Here is a 24,079-nt window from a genome sequence, read left to right as displayed (position 1 = left end):
GAAATATTTCCGTAATAATTTTAGTTAAATGAAGAATTTGATAGTGGTTAGTGGTCAGTGATTAGTGATAAATGCTTATTTTTGCGGCGGAATAGAACCTAACCAAGTTAAAATTAAGAGTTATAAGAATAATGACCAATAAAAAAAATACGCCCCAGATTGTTATCGGAAGCCTTTTGATAGTATTACTAATAGGTGTAACCATATTGTTGATTTCAGAAAAGCGAACCAACAGCGAATTGGTACAAGAGTTTAATCTGGAAAAAGAGGATTTGGAAAATCAGTACACCGACTTTGCCAAACAATACGATGAGTTGAAGCTTACCGTTTCCAACGACTCTCTTTCCGTACTGTTGGAGCAAGAACAGCTAAAGACACAGCGCCTGTTGGAAGAACTCCGTACTGTAAAAAGCACCAATGCTACCGAAATACGCCGTTTGAAAAAAGAATTGGCGACCTTGCGTAAAGTAATGATCGGTTATATCAACCAAATAGACTCCCTGAGTCGTCTCACCACCCACCAAAAGGAAGTGATAGCCGATGTCACCCGCAAGTACAACGTCGCTTCGCAACAGATAAGCAACCTTTCCGAAGAAAAGAAGAATCTGAATAAGAAGGTGACGCTTGCCGCCCAGCTGGATGCTACGAACATCAATATCCAAGCCACCAACAAGCGAGGCAAAACCGCCAAAAAAGTGAAAGACGTCGTTAAACTGAAAATCAATTTTACAATCGTCAAGAACATAACCGCCGAAACGGGAGAACGTACGCTCTACGTCCGCATTACCAAACCGGATAATGATGTATTAAGCAAAAGCGCTTCCAACACATTTCCTTATGAAAATCGGGAATTGGCATACTCTATCAAAAAATATATAGAGTATAACGGTGAAGAACAGAATATAACGGTTTATTGGGATGTCGAGGAGTTCCTTTATGCAGGAAGTTATCGTGTAGATATATTCTCTGACGGAACACTCATCGGTTCTCAATCATTCAATCTGGATTAAGTAATACTTCTTCAGACAGAAGAACAGCCTGTTTTACGTTTCTTTCCGCCATATTTATCATCTTAAATCAAAAAAGCCTCGATTTATTTTGCAATATCACTGAAACCCTATACATTTGCATCGTTGTTTATGCAATTGTTGTTGCTTTATTAAACAACGTTTCCACTGCTATTCTAATGTATAGATATAATGAAAAAGTTCTTCTGTTTCATCTGTTTGACCTGCCTGACGCTTCCAACGGTTGCACAGGGTATTCTGAGTTTGGATAGTTGCCGTGCATTGGCGATTACCAACAACAAAGACTTACTAATCGGTCAGGAAAAAATCAAAGCGGCACATTACCGAAAAAAAGCGGCATTCACAAACTATCTGCCCAACATATCCGCTACCGGCGGGTATATACGCAACCAAAAAGAGTTTTCCCTGCTAAATGATGCACAAAAAGGTGCACTCAGCTCTGCAGGGACGCAAGTAAGCGATGCGTTGCAGAATGGTATTCAGGGGATGATAACCCAGTATCCGCAACTGGCACAAAACCCACAATTTATGGCACTTGTCCAATCATTGGGCAATGTAGATATCGCCACTCCTCTGAACGGATTAGGGCAATCGCTTGTTGATGCGTTCCGTACCGATACACGTAATATGTACGCCGGAGCATTAACATTGACCCAACCGCTATATATGGGAGGTAAGATACGCGCTTACAACAAAATCACCAAATATGCCGAGGAACTGGCACGCCAACAGCACAACAGCGGAATGCAGGAAGTCATTCTAAGCACAGACCAAGCATATTGGCAAGTAGTATCTCTCGCCAATAAAAAAAAGCTGGCAGAAGGTTACCTCGAGCTTTTACAAAAATTGGAGAGCGATGTAGACAAAATGATAGCTGAAGGAGTTGCCACTAAAGCGGACGGGCTATCGGTCAAAGTAAAAGTAAACGAAGCTGAGATGACTCTGACAAAAGTGAATGACGGTTTAAGCCTTTCCAAAATGCTGCTATGCCAGTTATGCGGATTAGATCTTAGCAGCCCTATCATTTTAGCGGATGAAAAGGAAGACGACTTAGTTCCCACTCCTGTAGCCAGCAACAACATTGATTTAAACAATGTGTATGCCACTCGTCCGGAAGTCCGCAGCCTGGAACTTGCCACTCGAATATACAAACAGAAAGTGAACGTCACCCGCTCGGAATTCCTGCCGTCCGTAGCCTTCGTTGGAAACTATATGGCAACCAATCCTTCCGTTTTCAACAGCTTTGAAAACAAATTCAAAGGGATGTGGAATGTAGGTGTTATGGTCAGTGTGCCTATCTGGCATTGGGGAGAAGGCATTTATAAAGTAAAAGCCGCCAAATCCGAAGCACGTATCACCCAATATCAACTGGATGATGCCAAAGAAAAGATAGAGCTGCAAGTCAATCAATCGGTTTTCAAAGTAAACGAAGCAGCCAAAAAGCTCATCATGGCTGAAAAGAATCTGGAAAAGGCGAATGAGAACTTACGCTATGCCACCCTCGGATTCGAAGAAGGAGTTATCCCGGCAAGTAATGTACTGGAAGCACATACCGCTTGGCTATCCGCCCAATCGGAAAAGATAGATGCACAGATTGACGTGAAACTGACAGAAATCTATCTAAAGAAAGCAACAGGGGAACTGAGGATTGAAAATTAAGGTGCGGAATTTTAAAATCGACAAATTATAGATCATAAAATGGATACAAAATCACAAAACAGTAACATGCTGCTGGCATTCCTCACTTTAACGGGGGTAATTGCCATCGTAGCTTTGGTCGGTTTCTTCATGCTGCGTAAAGGACCGGAAATCATACAAGGCCAGGCGGAAGTAACGGAGTATCGAGTATCAAGCAAAGTTCCGGGACGTATCCTGGAGTTCCGGGTAAAGGAAGGGCAGAACGTACAAGCCGGAGACACGCTTGCCATTCTTGAGGCTCCGGATGTACAAGCCAAGCTGGAACAGGCACGTGCTGCCGAAACCGCCGCACAAGCCCAGAACGAAAAAGCCCTGAAAGGCGCCCGCCAAGAGCAGATACAGGCGGCTTACGAAATGTGGCAGAAAGCCCAAGCCGGACTTGCCATAGCGGAGAAGTCGTACAAACGCGTAAAGAACCTGCACGACCAAGGAGTGATGTCCGCACAAAAGCTGGATGAAGTAACCGCACAACGTGATGCCGCACAAGCCACCGAGAAAGCCGCCAAAGCCCAATATACCATGGCTAAGAACGGTGCCGAACGCGAAGACAAAGCCGCCGCAGCCGCCTTGGTAGAACGGGCAAAAGGCGCTGTAGCCGAGGTGGAATCGTACATCAAAGAAACTTATCTGATAGCTCGGACAGCCGGAGAAGTCTCCGAAATATTCCCTAAAGTTGGCGAACTGGTAGGTACAGGCGCTCCCATTATGAATATTGCCATCATGAAAGATATGTGGGTTACTTTCAATGTACGCGAGGATTTATTACAAGGGTTAGGCATGGGAACAGAATTCGAAGCCTTCATTCCCGCTCTTGACAAAAACATCCGCCTGAAAGTATACTACATGAAAGACCTCGGTACATATGCCGCCTGGAAAGCTACCAAAACTACCGGGCAATTCGATTTAAAGACATTCGAAGTCAAAGCGTCTCCGCAGGAAAAAGTAGAAAGACTGCGTCCGGGCATGAGTGTGATATTGAAAAAGTGACAAAATGACTGATAGCGGTAAGATGATAAAGTGATGGAGTAATAATGGAGAAGAAGAACAATAAATACATAGCTTTGTGGAATGTGATGAAACGTGAGTTCCACCGCCTCGTTTCACGTCCGCTATACCTGTTTTGTATGATAGTGGCGCCTCTGTTCTGTTATGTCTTTTTCACGACATTAATGGATTCCGGTCTGCCCACCAATATGCCGGTCGGCGTAGTAGACCAAGACATGACTACCACCTCCCGCCAATTGATACGCAATCTGGATGCTTTCGAGCAAACAGCAGTCATAGCCCATTACCCTAATATTGGCGATGCACGCATCGCCATGCAAAAGGGAGAGATTTACGGTTTCTACTACATCCCCGATGGAATAACTGCCAAAGTACAAGCCCAACGTCAGCCCAAAGTTTCTTTTTACACCAACAATACATTACTTATAGCCGGTTCATTGCTTTTTAAGGATATGAAGATGATGAGCGAACTGGCATCAGGAGCCGCCGCACGCACTGCATTGTACGCCAAAGGTGCTACGGAAGACCAGGCAATGGCATTTCTGCAACCGATTGTCATCGACACCCACCCACTGAACAATCCCTGGCTGAACTATTCCGTATATCTGTGCAACACATTTGCTCCGGGTGTACTGATGTTGCTCATCTTTATGATAACCGTTTACTCCATCGGTGTAGAAATTAAAGACCGCACCGCCCGCGAATGGTTGCGCACAGGTAATAACTCTATCTGGATTTCCCTTGCCGGGAAATTACTGCCTCATACAGCTGTCTTCTTCCTTATGGGTATATTATATAATGTATATCTATACGGCTTCCTGCACTTTCCCTGCAATAGCGGAATTCTGCCGATGTTACTTGCCACGCTTTGCTTGGTACTGGCTTCACAAGGCATGGGCATACTGATGATAGGCACTCTTCCCACACTGCGGTTGGGACTGAGCTTCGCATCTTTATGGGGAGTATTGTCGTTCTCCATGTGCGGACTGTCATTCCCGGCTATGGCTATGCACCCCGTACTGCAAGGTTTGGCAAATTTATTCCCCCTGCGTCACTATTTCCTTATCTATGTAGATCAGGCCCTGAACGGCTATCCAATGATTTATTCATGGATGAATTATGTAGCATTGCTTATTTTCATGATGCTTCCTTTCCTTGTAGCCCACAGGCTGAAAGGAGCATTGATATCCTATAAATACGTACCCTAATGAAACAACTGACGTTCAAACAGAAAGTCGTACAAGGCATATATGACTTGTTCTATATATGGAAACTGGAATTTCGCACAACCTTCCGCGATCAAGGGGTGCTGATTTTCTTTGTACTTGTTCCGTTGGTTTATCCGTTGATATACTCTTTCATCTACACAAACGAAACAATCCGTGAAGTACCTACCGTAGTCGTAGACAATTCACGCAGTTCACTAAGCCGGGAATATCTGCGGAAAGTGGATGCCAGCCCCGAAACAAGCATCGTGGCGCATTGCGCCGACATGGAAGAAGCCAAACTCATGCTTAAGGATCGTAAAGCCTATGGCATTATCTACATACCCACCCATTTCAGTGATGACATAACCCGGGGCAAACAGACACAAGTCAGCATTTTCTGCGATATGAGCGGACTGCTCTACTACAAAGCGTTATTGACAGCCAATACAAATGTATCGCTCGCCATGAATGCAGCTATTAAGATGGAACGCGCCGGCAACACCACCGCACGCCAAGATGAAATAACAGCTTACCCCATTGAATACGAAGATGTAGCCATTTTCAATCCAACAAACGGGTTTGCCGCCTTCCTGATACCAGCCGTACTCATACTGATTATACAGCAAACTTTGCTACTTGGCATCGGCTTATCTGCCGGAACCGCCCGCGAGCACAATCGTTTCAAAGATTTAGTTCCTATCAACCGTCATTATAACGGTACACTCCGCATTGTTATGGGAAAAGGGTTAAGTTATTTTATGGTCTATTCACTGGTAGCCGTATACATCCTATGTGTAGTGCCCCGTCTTTTCAGCCTCAACCAAATAGCGATTCCCGGTGTGCTGACTTTGTTTGCCCTGCCCTACCTGGCAGCTTGCATCTTTTTTGCAATGACGGCATCCATTGCCATACGCAACCGGGAAACCTGTATGTTATTATTCGTATTTACTTCCGTGCCCCTACTGTTCCTGTCCGGCATATCTTGGCCGGGAGCGGCAATGCCCGCATTCTGGAGATATTTCTCCTATATTTTCCCTTCCACTTTCGGAATCAATGGCTATGTACGTATCAACAGCATGGGAGCCACTCTCAATGAAGTCTCATTTGAGTATCAGGCTTTATGGGTACAAACCGGAGTATACTTCCTTACCACTTGTCTCGTCTATCGCTGGCAAATCATACAAAGCAGGAAGCATATGATAGAGAATTACCTCTCCTCGTATCCTGCCAAGTTATAGCATACCGGCACGGTACTGTTGCCAACACGATATATACCGAATTTGAAGTAGTAGCCGTCATCATCATTACGTCCTATCTGAATTTTCTCATTATTCACGATATGCTCTTTAACGGCTTTCTTCTTGTCGGTGTACTCCATTTGTACATCCAGCATGCCCGGCTTCACGATGGTTTCGGCTTCCTTGCCGTATGTAGTCCAGTCGATATGAATACGGAAAGTAACCCAACAATCCTTAGGAAAATCTGCAAAAGGCATCTTATAGGCTATCGTAGACGACTTGTAATCGGAAGTTACCGACTTCATTATCGGGGTCTTTTCAGCACTGGCATTACAACGGTCGGTTTTATCCGTCAGCCATTTGCGATCCGAATTAGCCTTGATATAGAACCAACCTCCGGAAAACCCGAAAGCCAACGGTGGATAACCGCCCTGTTCTACCAACCAGCCATTCTTCTTTCCGGCCTTATAGATGAGATTTCCCTGTTTGTCTTTCATTGGGTTCCCCTCTTTGTCCAACTTGGCTACCTTTTCATGGCCTGTATTCTTTTTGAAGATAGTGGTCTTTTCCAACTCTATAAACTCATCAACCGTCAGCTTTTTCACTTCGCCATTAGGAGTCTGGACAAGTGTACGATCGGGCATACCATGCCATTGCGCGAAAATGGTAGAGACATTGCTGTCCAGAGTAGACGGAATGTATACTGAGAACTCATAATCCCGTGAGGCGCCTTGCGGACAAATACCTTTTCCATGATGATAAACGGTTTTCGTGATTTGTGCTTTCCGGTAAGTGTCTTCCGGCAATCCGTTAAAATCCGCTGAAGTAGCGTAACAATAAGAAAACTCGGCACGACCTTTCGTTTCTCCCTTTCCATATCCTTCCAAAGTATTGTCTTCCTTACGCAGTTCAAAACGATAAGAAGGCTTGCCGTTGAACAGACACGTAAAATCCCGTTGAATGGCATGTTCCTTTTTAGCTCCGACAGCCACCCAACGGCCATCTATAATTTGATTGAGGCGTGCAGAGTCGGCTTGCACATTTACCCGTTCAGTCAAGGGGACCAATGCTTTAGTGCCTTTGGTTTGTGCAGTCAGTGTTGCCATACAACCTGTAGCCACCACCATACAGATAATAAAAATGTTTTTCTTCATCCTATTTTGATATTAAACTTAAATTATATCGCAAAAGTACGAAAGCTATCACTCATACTTCCCCCCATTTGTTTCAGAAAACCCTATATTTGTGCAAATCATCCATAACCTAACAGAAATTTTGAAAGATATCACTATCTTTGGTCCATCATAAATTTTACGGTTTTATAATGAGTAATCTTAAACAGATAGCAGCCCTCCTGTTGTTTTTATGTACGGCAGGAGTCTCTTATGCTTATTCAGAAGCTTGGGGACAGATAAACTTCTCTTATATTTCCATTAATGACGGCTTGTCGCAGAGCACTGTATTCTCCATAGCCCAAGACAAGCTCGGCAATATGTGGTTTGCCACTTACGACGGTGTCAATAAATACGATGGATACGCATTCACTGTTTATCAGCACGATGAGAGCGACCCGAACAGTATCGCCAACGACATAGCCCGCATTGTTATGACCGACAGTAAAGGACGCGTATGGATAGGCACTCGTGACGGCTTGTCCTATTACGATGAGGAGAAAGACAGATTTCAAAACTTCTTCTATGAAAAGAACGACAAGCGTTTGCAAATCACCGGTATTGTAGAAGTATCGCCGGAGCTGTTGCTTGTCAGCACATTAGAGGGATTGACCATGTTCGACATCCCCTCCTCCCAATTTGCAGACAACGCCCTCAGCTCCACAATGCGCCAAATAGTCGCATCTACCCTTTACAGATATGGCGAGCAAATCTATATTGGCACACCCAAAGACGGGATATACAACTATTCCATTTCACAGAAGAAGTTTGAAAAGCTCACTTACATACCAAACAGCAAGCAGATTCAAAGCATACTTCAACAATCGCCCACCCGCATATGGGTGGCAACAGAAGGGTCAGGCCTTTTCCTTGTCAATCCCAAGACCCGGGAAGTCAAGGCCTACAAACATTCTCCTTCCAATCCGCAAAGCATCAGTTCCAATTACATCCGTTCATTGGCGCTGGATTCACAAAACCGCTTGTGGATAGGCACTTTCAACGATCTTAATATCTACCATGAAGGGAACGACTCTTTCATGTCTTACAGCAGCAATCCCATAGAAAGCGGCAGCCTGTCGCAACGCTCGGTACGTAGCATCTTCATGGATTCGCAAGGCGGTATGTGGTTAGGCACCTTTTTCGGCGGACTAAACTACTACCATCCTATCCGCAACCGTTTTAAGAATATAAAAAGTATTCCTTTCAAGAATTCTTTAAGCGATAATGTCGTAAGCTGCATCGTTGAAGACAAACAAAAAAACTTATGGATAGGGACCAATGACGGCGGACTGAATCTCTACATTCCCACCACCCAACAGTTCGTTCACTACGCCCTGCAAGAAAGCCAGCGTGAAGACGGCTTCGGTTCCAACAATATCAAATCCGTATACGTAGACGAACAGAGAGGATTAGTATATATAGGCGCCCATGCCGGTGGTTTGAGTATCCTGCACCGCAGCAACGGACGCATGGAAAACTTCAACCAAAGCAACAGCAAGCTGGTCAACGAAAACGTGTATGCCATTCTCCCCGACCAAGACAATAACTTCCTTCTGGGTACATTAAGTGCATTAGTGCACTTCGACCCGGAGAAACGGAACTTTATTACCATAAACCAAGAAAATGACGGGACACCGATTTCTTTCCAAAAGATTACAACCTTATTTCGCGATTCACAGAAACGCCTTTGGGTAGGGAGCGAGGAAGGTGTATCCGTATTCAGGCAACACGGCACAGATATACAGCACATATCGCTTTTGCCTTCATCCGCTACTATCAAAGCATTCACAAACTATATTTACGAAGCTACCAACGGTATAATCTGGATAGGTACGCGCGAAGGCGTTTATTGCTTCAACGAGAAAGACAAGCAGATAAAACGATACACCACAGCCAATGGTCTGCCCAACAACGTGGTCTATGGCATACTTGAGGATTCTTACGGCCGCTTGTGGATGAGTACCAACCGTGGCATTTCGTGCTTCAATCCGGAAACCGAGAAATTTCGCAGCTTTACGGAAGCTGACGGTCTGCAAAGCAACCAGTTTAACACCTCTTCCTGTTGCCGCACCTCCAATGGTGAAATGTACTTTGGCGGCATAAACGGACTCACCACTTTCCGCCCGGAATTATTGTTAGACAATCCCTATACGCCCCCGGTTGTAATCACCAAACTGGAACTTTTCAACAAAACTGTCCGCCCGGACGATGAAACCGGTATTCTCACCAAGAATATCAGCGACACAAAGAGCATCACGCTGAAATCTTGGCAAACGGCCTTCTCGCTGGAGTTTGTCGTATCAAACTATATCTCCGGGCAGCACAACACCTTTGCCTATAAATTGGACGGGTACGACAAAGAATGGTACTACCTCACGGACAAACGTACTGTCTCCTACTCCAATCTGCCGCAAGGCACTTATAACTTTATGGTGAAAGCCGCCAACAACGACGGCAAATGGAATGCCACACCAACCGTACTGGAAATCGTAATACTGCCCGTATGGTACAAAACTTGGTGGGCTATCCTCCTGTTCTTCGCCACATTCATCGGCTTCATAACTTTTGTATTCCGCTTCTTCTGGCTACGCAAGAGCATGGAAGCTGAACTCGAAATAGAACGTCGCGACAAAGAACATCGGGAGGAAATCAACCAGATGAAGATGCGCTTCTTCATCAATATCTCACACGAACTCCGTACTCCGCTAACCCTGATATTAGCACCGCTGCAGGAGGTCATCAGTAAAATCAACGACCGCTGGACCCGTAATCAACTGGAATATATCCAACGAAACGCCAACCGCCTGCTTCATCTGGTCAACCAACTCATGGACTACCGCCGTGCGGAACTCGGAGTATTCGAACTGAAAGTAAAGAAAGGAAATGCTTACCGGTTGATACGCGAAAACTTCCTGTATTACGATAAGCTGGCACGCCACAAAGAAATCAGTTATGCTTTCCATTCGGAACTGGAAGACAGAGAGGAGCTTTTCGACCCTAACTATTTGGAGCTGATTATCAACAACCTTCTATCCAATGCCTTTAAATATACGGACAACGGAAAAAGCATTACCGTAACCCTGAAAGAAGAGGAGAACTGGCTGATACTGCAAGTCAGTGACACCGGTATCGGTATCCCCATCAACAAACAGGGAAAGGTATTCGAGCGTTTCTATCAGATAGAAAGTCAGCATATAGGAAGCGGAATAGGCCTTTCACTGGTTCAACGTCTGGTAGAGCTGCATCATGGACGTATTGAACTGGAAAGCGAAGAAGGCAAAGGCAGTACTTTCTCCGTCTATCTGCCACAAGACCCTTCGGCTTACAAACTGTCCGAACGGGCTGACTCCAACCGCCCGGAGGAAGAAGAGCAAGTCTACTCCACCAACTCCAAAGACATGTACTTCATCGATACGGAGAAAGTGGAAAATAAAGTTCTGGAAACCGGCGATAAGAAACGGGGTACCATCCTTATAGTAGAAGACAATCAGGAAATCCGCCACTATCTGTGCAGCGGCTTGTCTGATTTGTTCAACACACTGGAAGCCGGCAACGGTGAAGAAGCATTGGAAAAGCTGAAAGATAATGAAATAGACATCATCATCACTGACGTCATGATGCCCGTAATGGACGGTATCAAGTTATGCAAGAATGTAAAACAAAACATCCGTACCTGCCATATCCCGGTTATTATCCTATCCGCCAAAACCGACATAAAAGATCAGCTGGAAGGATTGCAAGTAGGAGCGGACGATTATATCCCCAAACCTTTCGCCATAGCCGTCATCACCTCCAAGATACAGAACATGATGCGTACCCGCCGCCACATGCTCGAACGATATGCTAAGTCACTGGAAGTGGAACCGGAAAAAATTACTTTCAATGTCATGGACGAAGAGCTACTGAAACGTGCCGTGAAAATTGTGGAGGAGAACATAGACAATATAGAATTCTCTACCGACGAATTTGCACAAAAGATGAACATGAGCCGCTCCAACCTGCACTTAAAGCTGAAAGCAATCACAGGAGAATCCGCCATCGACTTTATCCGCAAGGTGCGTTTCAAAAGAGCAACGGAACTGCTAAAGAGCGGACGCTATACGGTAGCCGAAGTCAGCAGCATGGTAGGGTTCAATTCATCTTCCTATTTTGCTACTTGCTTCAAGAAATACATAGGCTGCCTACCGACAGAATACATAAAGAAATCGAAAGGATAGCGGATGAAAGGGGAGATAATTCCGTTTGATGTACATCAAAAATTTTTTTCCTCTATTCATATTTTTTTCACTTAGAATGGTTTGAACGGCGGTTTTCAACAAATCTAATATTTCATTCAACAACTCTGATAATAATATTCGGTTTTCAAAGAAAGCTGAAACAAAGCGTGTTAACATCCACGAGCAAATATTATATTTTTGCTGCATAAAAATCGAATTTTTACTAATAAAAACCAACAACTGTTTTTAACATGAAAACCAAATTGTTAACCATCTCAAGGTCACTAAAGGTCTTTGCTATAATAGCATTGGCCTTAGTCTGCGCCTCTTGTGACAAAACGGAGACAACGGACTCAACGGGATTTATTCTTCATTATTATGGTGTAACGGACATAGGTCCTTCTATGGCGTACACACTGGAAGCACCTACTTATAAAGGTAGCGCTCCCTATGACTTCACTATCACAGGCATTACGCTCAATGACGAAGCCTGCACAACCGAAAGTTTTGTAATAGATGCCGAAACCGGTGCTATCAACATCCAGAACACAGAGAATCTTGCTACCGGACTTTACGCCATCAGTGTAGGCTGCTACTCTAACGGCAAGTACTTTGAATTTAAAGATGCAGTCCAGATTAATATGCTACTGGCTGTACCCGAAGGTGTAACAGTTACTCCTGCCGAAGTAGTTGTAAAAATGGAAGATAAAAAGTGGTGGGAAGCCGGTGCACAAGTCACAACCGACACAGAAAAGCATGTAAGCATCACCGGATATTCTATTGCGGAAGATGAAAGCAAAGAGTATTTAAAGTACTTCACTATCTCTAACGACGGCATTATCACGTTCAATCCTGACAAGAAAGACAATATCATTCCGGGAGAGAAGTATGTAATAAGCTTAAAGCTAAAGACAAAAGCCGGCGAACACCTCTATGCAGATGCTGTAACTTTCAATGTCATCTCCAAACCTCTGAACTTACTGTACACTCCAAACGAGGTAAGAGTAGAAAGAATGACAGCACACGAATCAGAATTACCGACTATACAAGGTTCTTTGGAAGGTAGAACTTATGCTATCAAATCCATTACCCCCGAAATATCCGGGTTCACGATAGATGCAACAACCGGTAAGATTACCATTGCGGAGAATGTTCTGACTACTATCGGTAATATATATAAAGTAGATGTTACCGTTACGAATGAATACGGAAATGCAGACTTCCCCGAAGCCTATATTGTTACAGTAGTAGATTTTATTGCTCCTATTGTCCCGGAAAAATTCAAATACGAGATTCCCGAAACTTACGAAGGAAAAGGATATACCATACCATTAGCCGACGGTTTTATTGGAGACGAGGTAATATTTGACTTTTCTGATAATGAAGGTGCTATCAAAGACCAAATTGAAAAGAAAAGAATAAGCATTGATAAGGTTAGCGGTAGCATTACTATTGCAGAGAATAACACATTAGTACCTAATGATTATACGGTTAAGGTAAAAGCAACTAATCCGAAAGGGGAAGTTACAATTTCTTTCCCATTAGTAATAAAGGCGAATCCGAATAAGTTTACATTCCATTATGGCAATAACATAGGATTGTCTCCGGAAAACGATTATGCCAATCAATTTGCCTATGATACAGAAGAAGCCTTCCATGGAACAATATTAATGCCAAAAACAACTCTTCCAGCTGGGAAATCGGCTAAATGGGAAATTCTTGTCAAGAAGCCAGTTAAATCAAAAGAAACCGACATAAATGATTATGTTACTGGAATTGGAGCTACAATAGACGCCAATACAGGAGCAATAAATTTCTCAAATGCAAAATTTCAGTATTATGACTTCAGCCAAAAAAATCCAGATGGTAGAAGTGTACCTATGATGAATATCGGTATGCTTGTTGTAAAAGCGACTTGCGGTGAAGGAGATTTAGCTTACTCTGTAACAGCACCCATATTCATTAGATCCAATATCAGCAACAGAGATGGAGTTATGTTAGACTATCGTCCTTTTGTTCTTCAAGTCAATTCTAAGACTGGTAAGTATTCTGCTGGAAAACTCACAATTCAATGTCCTGACCAAAATCTTTTAAAAGTAGATTATCGCAGAGATTTCCATTTCTACACAATCGATTTAATAGAAGAAACAAGTTGCACCCCACAGCAACCTGATAACTTCATGAGAGATGTTTGGACAGCCTGCTGGAATGAGATGGGGCTTACACCCAACTATGGTGCTAAAAAGCCTATGTCGTACTATGATATTTCTAAATATATCAATAGAGAACATCTTGATATATTATTAGGATATGTAAATCCTGAAACCAAAGCTATAGTTATCAACCCTGATAAATGGAAATCTGCAGACGGAACTTATGCAAATGGAGTGCTTATAGGTAGTATGACATGCCAACCTCAAGGAGATGAATCTAAACTCAATGCAGGAACTAAGCTCAATCCTGTTGCCATCTGGTTCGACGAAAACTTTTAATCTAACAAAACAATAATATAATTATGTATAAACCAACATATCATACATTGAGCAAAAGAGGGTATATCACCCTCTTGGCTCTCCTCGTCTCCATTATCACCTTTGCACAAGGTGTGACCGTGAAAGGAGTTGTCATTGACGAAACCGATATTCCCCTTATCGGTGCAACTGTTCAAGTTAAAGGCGGACAGGCCGGTGCAGCTACCGATTTAGACGGTAACTTTACCCTGACAGCAAACAAGAACGCAACTTTAGTTGTCAGCTACATTGGCTATCTGACACAAGAAGTAAAAATACAAGGTAAAACCCAACTTACCATTAAATTGGTTCCCGACAGCAAAACGTTAGATGAAGTTGTAGTGGTAGGTTACGGCACAATGAAGAAAAGCGACCTTACCGGTTCCGTGTCTTCGGTATCTGCCAAAGACGTGGAAGGCTTTCAGACAAGTTCTATTGCCGGAGCATTAGGCGGTCAGATTGCCGGTGTACAAATCACTTCTACCGACGGTACTCCGGGTGCAGGTTTCAACATCAGCATCCGCGGTGTGGGTACATTGACCGGTGATGCCTCCCCTCTTTACATTGTAGACGGTTTTGAAGTATCGGACATAGACTATCTGTCCAACTCCGATATTGAATCTATCCAAGTATTAAAAGATGCCTCTTCCTCGGCTATCTACGGTGCGCGTGCCGCCAATGGCGTAGTATTGATTACAACCAAATCCGGTAAATCAGGCAAGCCCGTCGTTACCTACAACGGTTCCGCTACTTACCGCAAGATTTCAAAAACATTGGATTTGCTCTCTCCCTACGAATTCGTAAAATTACAAGGGGAAGTAAAACCGGAATTGAGTACCGGATACTATAAAGAAGGAAACGATGAGGATGGTACGCCTTACCGCTATCAGTCACTTGAAGACTATATCGGTCTTGGCGGTGTAGACTGGCAGGGCGAAACTTTCAACCCTACTTGGTCACAAGACCATAACCTGTCATTGATAGGCGGTAATGATAACACCAAGTACAATGCTTCATTCTCACGTTATATTGAAAACGGAATTTTCAAAAACAGCGGTTTCGACAAAACAACTGCCAAGTTCCGTCTCGATCAGAAAATCAATAAGAAAGTTTCATTCAACGTAACCGTAAACTATGCGCAAACCAACCGTAAAGGTGCGGGTACTTCTGCCGATTCAGGACGTTTCAATATGTTGGCACAAATATTGAGCGCCCGCCCTACCGGCGGTCTTAAACTGACTGACGAAGCATTGCTGAACTCTGCCATCGACCCCGAAATGCTGGAAACCGGTGAAAGTTTGGCACAGGTAAATCCAGTGAAGCAAACAGAATCCGTAACCAATAACAAGCGTGCCGAAATGTGGTCGGCAAACGGTGCTCTTACTTGGGATATCATCAAAGGATTAACCTTCAAAACTGCCGGGACTTACAATACCACCAATAACCGCATAGACATCTTCTACAGAGACGGTTCAAAAGAAGCTTACCGTAACGGTCAAAAGCCATACGGACGTACCCAAATGGGACGTGACGTACGTTGGAGTAATAACAACACCCTGACTTGGAAACAAAAAATCCAAAAGCATAATTACGACATTATGTTAGGTCATGAAGTATCTTACAGAAATAGTGAACACTTATTGGGTGAAGCTATGGACTTCCCGTTTGACAATTTGGGAAATAACAATTTAGGGTTAGGAGCTGTTCCCAGTAAGGTAGAAAGCGGCTACAACGAAAAGATGTTGCTTTCTTTCTTTGCCCGTGCCAACTATAGCTACAACAACCGATACTTGCTGACTGCCACTGTACGTGCCGACGGTTCTACCGTATTCTCACAAAAGAACAAATGGGGCTTTTTCCCCTCTTTCTCTGCCGCATGGCGTGTATCCGAAGAAGCCTTCATGAAAGACCTCGAATGGATGTCCAATTTCAAAGTCCGCTTTGGTTGGGGTGTTGTCGGTAACGACCGTATCACCAACTATCTGTCTATGGACCTGTACACGGATAATAAATACGGTGTGGGAACCAATACCGTAACTGTATTGACTCCGAAGCAACTCAAAAACTCCGATTTGAAATGGGAAGGTTCAAGCACTGTGAACTTAGGTGTTGACTTAGGTTTCTTTGACAACCGTCTGAATGTAACAGCCGACTTCTTCATCAAGAACACCAAAGACTTATTGCTGGCACAGTCATTGGCACACGCTACCGGGTTCAGCTCACAATGGCAGAACATCGGTAAAATCCAGAATAAAGGTATCGAACTTAGCTTAAGCTCTACCAACATCCAGACCAAGGATTTCAACTGGCAGACCAACTTCAACATTTCATTTATCAAGAATACATTGGAAGCGCTTTCTTCCGGTGAACAGTACAGACTTGCCCGCTCCGGCTTTGATTCAAACTTTACCGGTGATGATTATATAGCCAAAGTAGGTGAATCGTTAGGCTTGATTTACGGTTATGAATTCGATGGAATTTATCAGGCTGACGATTTCTATACCAACACGAACGGTCAGTTAGTACTGAAAGACGGAATCACCAATAACACACGTTACACAGGTGGCGTAAGACCCGGTGTAGTGAAATATAAAGACCAGGACGGTGACGGCAAAATTACGACGGCAGACCGTACCGTAATTGGTAATGCCATGCCGAAATGGTTTGGCGGTATCACCAATACACTGGAATATAAAGGAATCGACTTCAGCTTCATGTTCCAATTTAACTATGGCAATGACATTTATAACGCTACACGCCTGTATGCTACCCAATCCAGAAGTTCGCGCAGAAATATGCTTGCCGAAGTAGCAGACCGTTGGAGCCCGACCAATGCTTCCAACTTGGTACCTGCATTCGACGGTTACATCACCAACGACGTATACTCCCGCTTCATTGAAGACGGCTCGTTCCTGCGTCTCAAGAACATCACTTTAGGATATACCCTGCCCCAAAAATGGACCAGCAAGTTCTATGTATCCAAACTGCGTGTTTACGCAACAGGCCAAAACCTGTTCTGTTGGAACAATTATAGCGGATATGACCCGGAAGTAAACAGTTTGAACGACCCGATGAGACCGGGACTGGACTGGGGTGCTTATCCTAAGAGTAGAGTGTTTACATTCGGTATAGATCTTCAATTCTAATTCATAAAAACAGATAATATGAAAAAATTAATATACTATATAGCTCTTTCAGCAATGTGTCTGCTTCCTGCCGCCTGTTCGTTGGAAGAAGAAATCAGCACTGAAGTAGAAAAGGAAAACTACCTGAACGATGCGGGTGAAGCGCAGAATGTTTTGCTTGGTATCTACCTTACCAACGTAAGAGACGCCATGTATGGATACAATATGTCCATTTACTTCTCAATGGGAACAGACATCGCACAAGTAGAAGGAAGCACGACGGAGAACTTCCGTATTCTGCCTACCAATGCCTACCCCACTACACAAGCAGAAGTACAACAAACGTGGGAGTCTCTCTACACCGGCATATACAGAGCCAATGACTTTCTGGAAGGTGTCTCTGCCAAGATAAACACCTACTCAGAGAAAGATAAAGCACTGGCTACCATCTATATGGGAGAAGCCAGAGCTCTGAGAGCCATGTATTACTTTGAGTTGGTACGCCGCTATGAAAATATACCTCTGATGACCAGTACCCAAATGTCCAACCAAAACCCGAACACTTTTGTACAGGCAGACCCGATAGATGTATACAAATTCATTGAAGATGATTTGACCTATGCCAGCGAAGTATTGCCTTATGCAAAAGACGATACTTACCGGGAAGATAACAGCTTCCGCTTCTCCAAAGGCGCAGCCTTAGGCTTACTTACCAAAGTGTATGCAACTTGGGCTTCAAAAGATGCAAGCAAGTGGGAGAATGCAGCCAACACAGCAAGTATTCTTGTTGAATCGGGCAAACATGATTTATTGCCGGATTATAAAAAGCTGTGGGAAAATACCTGCAACAGCGTTTGGGATCCTACCGAAAGCTTGATTGAAATCTCATTCTATTCACCTACTTACTCAAACAACAGCGACCCGGTGGGACGCATCGGTAAATGGAACGGAGTAAAAACCACTGTCAACATGGGTAAAAGCGGCAGTTGTGCCGGAAATATGAAAGTGGTTCATACCTTCGTGTTAGATTGGAGAGAAGGTAATAATGCCGGTGATTTACGTCGCGATTTATCTGTTGCCAACTACAAATATGGTGATAAAGAAACCAACGGACGTTTCTATTGGGCAGCCAAAATAACAGATGACGAGGCTACCGCTTTAGATAAAGATCAAGACCCTGAAAAGTCACAAAAGGAAAAGCAGAACTATACTCCCGCAAAATGGGATATCGAGAAATATGTCAAAACTGTCAGCTTCGTTAATAATGACAAATCCAATGTAAACTGGTATGTATTGCGTTATGCAGATGTATTGCTTCTTTACGCAGAAGCATTAAACGAATGGAAACACGGGCCTACCGATGAGGCTTATGACGCAATCAATAAAGTTCGCCGCCGTGGTTTTGGCAATCCGGACGATACTTCGGTCTGCGATCTGCCGGAAGGACTGGACGAAGCCGCTTTCCGCGAAGCCGTTCGCAAAGAGCGCGCCTACGAATTAGCATTCGAAGGACATCGCCGCTTAGACTTGGTACGTTGGGGAATCTACTACAAGACTATTCAGGAGACATCTAATGAATTGTCCAACTGGTACTCAAGCGCCAACTATGTTGTTGCAAAATATACAGAAGAAGGCAAGCATGAATTGATGCCTATCCCGCAACGTGAAATGGACTTATGTACCCAATTCAAACAAAACCCTAAATGGTAATCAGCTTGCTGATTATCCTCTAATAAAATCTCCAATATACCTCCCCAAGGGGTATATTGGAGATTATCTAAACACTTTTCAACAAAAGTGACATTCCGAAAAGACGGATTATTCTCCTTTTCAACATTCTTACTACTGAATCTATAAAGAATCCATTAGCTTTGCTTTCGTTACAAAACCTACTAAAATCAATTACATAAAAAACAAATAACATGAAAAAGAAACTTGTTCTCTTAGCTTTGGGTGCACTGACTTTAGTATCATGCCAGACACAGCCTAAGAAAGACTACAGTTGGATAAAAAAAGGTCTGGATGTAGCTTCCGCCCAATTAGAATTAACCGCAGAAGAAATTTCATCCACCAATATGCTGCCGCGTTCCATCCGCACTGGCTATGATATGAATTTTCTGTGCAGGCAATTGGAAAGAGACTCACTAACCTTTAAAGACTCGCTCCGTGCTCATCCGACAGCCGACCAAATGGGAAAACGCCGCCTATGCAGTGTTTACGACTGGACCAGCGGTTTCTATCCGGGCTCTTTATGGTATGCTTATGAGATGACAGGTAACGATACACTAAAAGCACGGGCTATCCAATATACTAACCTACTGAATCCTGTACGTTATTACACCGGTACACACGACTTAGGTTTCATGGTAAATTGCAGTTATGGTAATGCAGAGCGTCTGGCTCCTAACGATACAATTGCTGCCGTAATGAAAGAAACAGCTGATAATTTGTGCGGACGTTTCAACGATTCTATCGCAGCTATCCGTTCTTGGGATTTCGGTACCTGGAATTTTCCTGTTATCATCGACAATATGATGAATTTGGATTTACTGTTTAATGTGGCTAAAGAAACCGGTAACAACGCCTACAAGGACATTGCCGTTAAACACGCCATGACTACCATGCACAATCATTTCCGCCCTGACTATACTTGCTGGCATGTCGTTAGTTACAACAACGATGGTACAGTAGAGAAAAGACAAACATTTCAGGGTAAGAATGACGACTCTTCATGGGCACGCGGTCAGGCATGGGCTGTGTATGGCTACACTGCCTGCTATCGCGAAACAAAAGATACCACTTTCTTAAATTTTGCCGTAAAAGTGGCCGACATGATTATGGCACGTGTCAAGACTGATGATGCGATTCCATACTGGGATTATGACGCCCCCGTTACCAATGAAACTCCCCGCGATGCATCTGCCGCTTCTGTAACAGCTTCTGCGCTGATAGAGTTGAGTACAATGGTACCTGATGGAAAGAAATACTTGGATTATGCAGAAAAAATTCTAAAGAGTTTGTCAAGCGATGCTTATCTGGCTAAAACTGGTGAAAACCAAGGATTCATTCTAATGCACTCCACCGGTTCATTGCCCAACGGTTCTGAAATTGACACTCCGCTGAACTATGCCGACTATTACTATCTGGAAGCATTAAAGCGCTTTATGGATTTGGAAGGTATCAGTTACAACAGCCTCTAATATTCCCGATAATATATCTGCAAGCATTATGAACAAGACTTTTAAATATATACTCCTGTTGGCATTTGTCTGTTTCATCGGAAAAGCCAATGCCCAAGAGCTCAAAGTAGAGGCTTTTTCACTCCTCAATTTGGATTATCCCGGATTGGAGAAGGTAAAAGCCTTACACCAAGAGGGTAAGGATACAGAAGCTGCCCAAGCATTGCTCAATTACTATCGTACACGCACCAACGTGAAAACGCCCGACATCAATCTGAAGAAACTCTCTATCAGCAAGGATGAACAGAAAATGGCGGACGAGGCTCTGCAACACACATTCTTTGCCCATAAAGGCTATCAACCGTCATTCAACTACGGTGAAGACATCGACTGGAAATACTGGCCGGTAAAGGACAATGAATTGCGCTGGCAGCTGCACCGCCACAAATGGTTTACCCCCATGGGTAAGGCTTACCGTCTGAGTGGTGACGAAAAATATGCCAAAGAATGGACTAAACAATATATTGACTGGATCAGAAAAAATCCGTTAGTAAAGATAGATAAGAAAGAATATGAAATGACCGGTGACAGCCAACTGAAAGGTGACGTAGAAAATATGCGTTTTGCATGGCGTCCGTTGGAAGTAAGTAACCGTCTGCAAGACCAGACCTCACAATTCCAGCTGTTTGTCGCGTCTCCCTCGTTCACTCCGGAATTCCTGACCGAGTTTCTTGTGAACTATCATAAACATGCCATCCACATATTAGGTAATTACTCCGCACAAGGTAATCACCTGCTATTTGAAGCACAGCGCATGATTTATGCCGGCGCTTTCTTCCCAGAATTTAAGGAAGCGGCCGCTTGGAGAAAGAGCGGCATCAACATCATGAATCGTGAAATCAATGTACAGGTTTACAATGACGGTGGACAATTTGAGCTTGACCCGCACTACCATCTTGCTGCAATCAATATATTCTGCAAAGCATTAAATATAGCCGACTTGAACGGTTTTCGCAATGAGTTTCCGAAAGAATACCTGAATACCATTGAAAAAATGATTGTATTCTATGCCAATGTTTCTTTCCCGGACTACACCAACCCCTGTTTCAGTGATGCAAAACTGACTTCTAAATCTGAAATGCTGAAAGATTATCGCAATTGGAGTAAAATGTTCCCGAAAAATCAGTTCATCAAGTATTTAGCCACTGAGGGTAAAGAAGGTGCATTGCCCGATTATCTCTCCAAAGGGTTCTTAAAGTCCGGATTCTTTGTATTCCGTAACTCTTGGGGAATGGATGGAACACAGATGGTAGTAAAAGCCGGTCCGAAAGCCTTTTGGCATTGCCAACCGGATAACGGGACTTTCGAACTCTGGTTCAACGGCAAAAACTTGTTCCCTGATTCCGGTTCTTATGTATATGCCGGTGAAGGAGAAGTAATGGAACAACGCAACTGGCATCGCCAGACTTGTGTGCATAATACTGTTACTCTGAATGACAAGAATCTGGAACAAACTGAATCCGTAACTAAGCTTTGGCAACCGGAAGGTAATATACAGATATTAGTTACCGAAAATCCAAGTTACAAAAATCTAAAACACCGTCGTTCCATATTCTTCGTAAACAACAGTTACTTTGTGATTGTAGACGAAATGGCAGGAAGCCAAAAAGGCTTTATCAACCTGCACTATCAGATGCCGAAAGGTGAAATCGCCAACAATCGCGAAGACATGACTTTCATCACCCAGTTTGAAGAAGGAAGCAACATGAAACTGCAATGCTTCGGTCCCGAAGGTATGACGATGAAGAAAGAACCGGGATGGTGCTCAACCGCCTACCGCAAACGTTACAAACGTATGAACGTATCATTCAATGTTAAAAAAGATAGCGAAGATGCTGTACGTTATATTACCGTTATCTGTCCGATTAAGAACAGCGCAGATGCCCCCAAATTATCCGCTAAGTTCAAAAACAAAACTTTCAATGAAAACGGACTGGAAATAGAGGTGAAAGTAAATGGCAAGAAACAGTCTTTAAATTACAAATTATAATATACGAATTACAGCAAATCAATCCAGTTATGAAAAACAATTTCTCCAATTTGCTTCTTCCGTTAGCTACATTAAGCCTTGCTTCTTGTGCCGGCCAGAAAAAAGAAGAGCCCAAGCGTCCGAATATAATCTTTATGATGACGGATGATCACACCACGCAAGCCATGTCTTGCTACGGTGGAAATCTACTGCAAACCCCCAACATGGACCGTATAGCTAATGAGGGTATCCGTATGGACAATTGTTACGCTGTCAATGCTCTTTCCGGTCCGTCGCGCGCATGTATCCTCACCGGCAAATTCAGCCATGAAAACGGATTTACAGATAATGCAAGCACCTTCAACGGTGACCAACAGACGTTCCCTAAATTACTCCAACAAGCCGGTTACCAAACCGCTATCATTGGTAAATGGCATCTTATCAGTGAGCCGCAAGGTTTCGATCATTGGAGTATTCTAAGCGGTCAGCATGAACAAGGAGACTATTATGATCCCGATTTCTGGGAAGACGGAAAGCATATTGTAGAAAAGGGCTATGCCACGGACATCATAACAGACAAAGCCATCAAGTTTCTGGAAAGCCGGGACAAGAACAAACCTTTCTGTATGATGTATCACCAAAAAGCTCCGCACCGTAACTGGATGCCGGCTCCACGCCATTTGGGTATATTCAATAATACGACATTCCCTGAACCTGCCAATTTGTTTGATGACTACGAAGGACGTGGGAGAGCTGCCCGCGAACAAGATATGTCTATTGAGCATACTTTGACAAATGACTGGGACTTGAAGCTGCTGACTCGTGCAGAGATGTTGAAAGATACCACCAACAGACTTTACAGTGTGTACAAACGTATGCCCGCCGAGGTGCAAGACAAATGGGATTCGGTATATGCGCAACGTATTTCCGAATACCGCAAGGGCAACCTGAAAGGCAAGGCGTTAATCAGCTGGAAATATCAGCAATATATGCGTGATTATCTGGCTACGGTATTGTCCGTAGACGAAAACATCGGCCGTTTACTGAACTATCTCGAAAAAACCGGTGAATTGGACAATACAATCATAGTCTACACTTCCGATCAGGGATTCTTCCTCGGTGAACATGGCTGGTTTGACAAACGCTTTATGTATGAAGAATGTCAACGTATGCCGCTCATCATCCGCTATCCCAAAGCTATAAAAGCCGGTAGCACAAGCTATGCAATTTGTATGAATGTGGATTTCGCCCCGACTTTCCTTGATTTTGCCGGAGTGGAAATTCCTTCGGATATTCAGGGAGCTTCCATGAAAACGATATTGGAAAATGAAGGCAAGATCCCTGCCGACTGGCGCAAGGCAGCTTACTATCATTATTATGAATATCCTGCAGAACATTCGGTAAAACGCCACTACGGTATTCGCACACAGGACTTCAAGCTGATTCATTTCTACAATGACATTGATGAATGGGAAATGTATGATATGAAAGCAGACCCTCGCGAAATGAACAATGTGTTTGGCAAACCGGAATACGCTGAAAAACAGAAAGAGTTAATGCAACTGTTGCAAGATACTCAAAAGCAATATAAAGACAACGACCCTGATGAAAAAGTCAATGTACTTTTCAAAGGTGACAGAAGATTAATGAAAAACAGATAAAACCATTAA

Annotated in this window: 13 protein-coding genes; 12 read left to right on the top strand and 1 reads right to left on the bottom strand. The window is 43.6% G+C overall.

Going from position 1 to position 24,079, the window contains the following annotated elements:
• Positions 1 to 131: 131 nt before the first annotated feature.
• The 5 genes from KG118_RS15480 (at position 132) to KG118_RS15460 (ending at position 6,177) form a co-directional block, all read left to right on the top strand.
• A complete protein-coding gene (locus KG118_RS15480) occupies positions 132 to 1,010 on the top strand; it encodes a hypothetical protein (protein WP_117712157.1) in 879 nt (292 codons plus the stop codon).
• Between the two features lie 189 nt (positions 1,011 to 1,199).
• Positions 1,200 to 2,687, top strand: a complete 1,488-nt coding sequence (locus KG118_RS15475) for a TolC family protein (RefSeq protein ID WP_117712159.1) — start codon at positions 1,200 to 1,202, stop codon at positions 2,685 to 2,687.
• Between the two features lie 39 nt (positions 2,688 to 2,726).
• Positions 2,727 to 3,713, top strand: coding sequence for an HlyD family secretion protein (locus KG118_RS15470; RefSeq protein ID WP_117712160.1), 987 nt, complete (start codon positions 2,727 to 2,729; stop codon positions 3,711 to 3,713).
• A 44-nt stretch (positions 3,714 to 3,757) separates the two neighbouring features.
• Complete coding sequence (locus tag KG118_RS15465; protein WP_117712162.1) at positions 3,758 to 4,939, top strand: ABC transporter permease; 1,182 nt, start codon at positions 3,758 to 3,760, stop codon at positions 4,937 to 4,939.
• The gene (locus KG118_RS15460; protein ID WP_117712164.1) at positions 4,939 to 6,177 is read left to right on the top strand and encodes an ABC transporter permease; all 1,239 of its coding nucleotides are present in this window, start codon (positions 4,939 to 4,941) and stop codon (positions 6,175 to 6,177) included. Before KG118_RS15465 ends, KG118_RS15460 begins: the two co-directional genes overlap by 1 nt.
• On the opposite strand, the gene KG118_RS15455 is transcribed toward KG118_RS15460, so the two are convergent.
• Positions 6,147 to 7,331, bottom strand: a complete 1,185-nt coding sequence (locus KG118_RS15455) for a heparin lyase I family protein (RefSeq protein WP_117712166.1) — start codon at positions 7,329 to 7,331, stop codon at positions 6,147 to 6,149. The genes KG118_RS15460 and KG118_RS15455 overlap by 31 nt on opposite strands.
• Positions 7,332 to 7,501: 170 nt before the next feature.
• Between KG118_RS15455 and KG118_RS15450 the strand changes: the two genes are divergently transcribed.
• The 7 genes from KG118_RS15450 to KG118_RS15420 all read left to right on the top strand — a co-directional run bounded on the left by KG118_RS15450 (position 7,502) and on the right by KG118_RS15420 (position 24,070).
• Entirely contained in the window at positions 7,502 to 11,566 is a 4,065-nt protein-coding gene (locus tag KG118_RS15450; RefSeq protein WP_213388563.1) for a hybrid sensor histidine kinase/response regulator transcription factor, read from the top strand.
• 251 nt (positions 11,567 to 11,817) lie between these two features.
• A complete protein-coding gene (locus KG118_RS15445) occupies positions 11,818 to 14,058 on the top strand; it encodes a surface glycan-binding family protein (RefSeq protein ID WP_117712169.1) in 2,241 nt (746 codons plus the stop codon).
• Positions 14,059 to 14,081: 23 nt separating this feature from the next.
• Complete coding sequence (locus tag KG118_RS15440; protein ID WP_117712171.1) at positions 14,082 to 17,222, top strand: SusC/RagA family TonB-linked outer membrane protein; 3,141 nt, start codon at positions 14,082 to 14,084, stop codon at positions 17,220 to 17,222.
• 18 nt (positions 17,223 to 17,240) lie between these two features.
• Positions 17,241 to 18,911 carry a RagB/SusD family nutrient uptake outer membrane protein gene (locus KG118_RS15435; protein WP_117712173.1) on the top strand — a complete coding sequence of 557 codons (1,671 nt, stop codon included), beginning with the start codon at positions 17,241 to 17,243 and terminating at the stop codon, positions 18,909 to 18,911.
• A gap of 212 nt (positions 18,912 to 19,123) precedes the next feature.
• Entirely contained in the window at positions 19,124 to 20,401 is a 1,278-nt protein-coding gene (locus tag KG118_RS15430) for a DUF4995 domain-containing protein (RefSeq protein ID WP_117712175.1), read from the top strand.
• Between the two features lie 28 nt (positions 20,402 to 20,429).
• Positions 20,430 to 22,430 (top strand): heparin-sulfate lyase HepC, encoded by a 2,001-nt coding sequence (gene hepC / locus KG118_RS15425; RefSeq protein WP_117712177.1) that lies wholly within the window; start codon positions 20,430 to 20,432, stop codon positions 22,428 to 22,430.
• Between the two features lie 29 nt (positions 22,431 to 22,459).
• Positions 22,460 to 24,070 carry a sulfatase family protein gene (locus KG118_RS15420; protein WP_117712179.1) on the top strand — a complete coding sequence of 537 codons (1,611 nt, stop codon included), beginning with the start codon at positions 22,460 to 22,462 and terminating at the stop codon, positions 24,068 to 24,070.
• Positions 24,071 to 24,079: the final 9 nt, after the last annotated feature.

Origin of the sequence: Bacteroides propionicigenes, assembly GCF_018390535.1 — a bacterium.
GTDB lineage: Bacteria > Bacteroidota > Bacteroidia > Bacteroidales > Bacteroidaceae > Bacteroides > Bacteroides propionicigenes.
Note: the sequence above shows the minus strand (reverse complement) of the source record. Positions and strands in the feature narration are given on the sequence as shown.

What these genes read in the sequence shown, in the direction of transcription:
- KG118_RS15480 (WP_117712157.1), top strand. Translation starts at nt 132, where the DNA reads ATGACCAATAAAAAAAATACGCCCCAGATTGTTATCGGAAGCCTTTTG.
- KG118_RS15475 (WP_117712159.1), top strand. Translation starts at nt 1,200, where the DNA reads ATGAAAAAGTTCTTCTGTTTCATCTGTTTGACCTGCCTGACGCTTCCA.
- KG118_RS15470 (WP_117712160.1), top strand. Translation starts at nt 2,727, where the DNA reads ATGGATACAAAATCACAAAACAGTAACATGCTGCTGGCATTCCTCACT.
- KG118_RS15465 (WP_117712162.1), top strand. Translation starts at nt 3,758, where the DNA reads ATGGAGAAGAAGAACAATAAATACATAGCTTTGTGGAATGTGATGAAA.
- KG118_RS15460 (WP_117712164.1), top strand. Translation starts at nt 4,939, where the DNA reads ATGAAACAACTGACGTTCAAACAGAAAGTCGTACAAGGCATATATGAC.
- KG118_RS15455 (WP_117712166.1), bottom strand. Translation starts at nt 7,331, where the DNA reads ATGAAGAAAAACATTTTTATTATCTGTATGGTGGTGGCTACAGGTTGT.
- KG118_RS15450 (WP_213388563.1), top strand. Translation starts at nt 7,502, where the DNA reads ATGAGTAATCTTAAACAGATAGCAGCCCTCCTGTTGTTTTTATGTACG.
- KG118_RS15445 (WP_117712169.1), top strand. Translation starts at nt 11,818, where the DNA reads ATGAAAACCAAATTGTTAACCATCTCAAGGTCACTAAAGGTCTTTGCT.
- KG118_RS15440 (WP_117712171.1), top strand. Translation starts at nt 14,082, where the DNA reads ATGTATAAACCAACATATCATACATTGAGCAAAAGAGGGTATATCACC.
- KG118_RS15435 (WP_117712173.1), top strand. Translation starts at nt 17,241, where the DNA reads ATGAAAAAATTAATATACTATATAGCTCTTTCAGCAATGTGTCTGCTT.
- KG118_RS15430 (WP_117712175.1), top strand. Translation starts at nt 19,124, where the DNA reads ATGAAAAAGAAACTTGTTCTCTTAGCTTTGGGTGCACTGACTTTAGTA.
- hepC (WP_117712177.1), top strand. Translation starts at nt 20,430, where the DNA reads ATGAACAAGACTTTTAAATATATACTCCTGTTGGCATTTGTCTGTTTC.
- KG118_RS15420 (WP_117712179.1), top strand. Translation starts at nt 22,460, where the DNA reads ATGAAAAACAATTTCTCCAATTTGCTTCTTCCGTTAGCTACATTAAGC.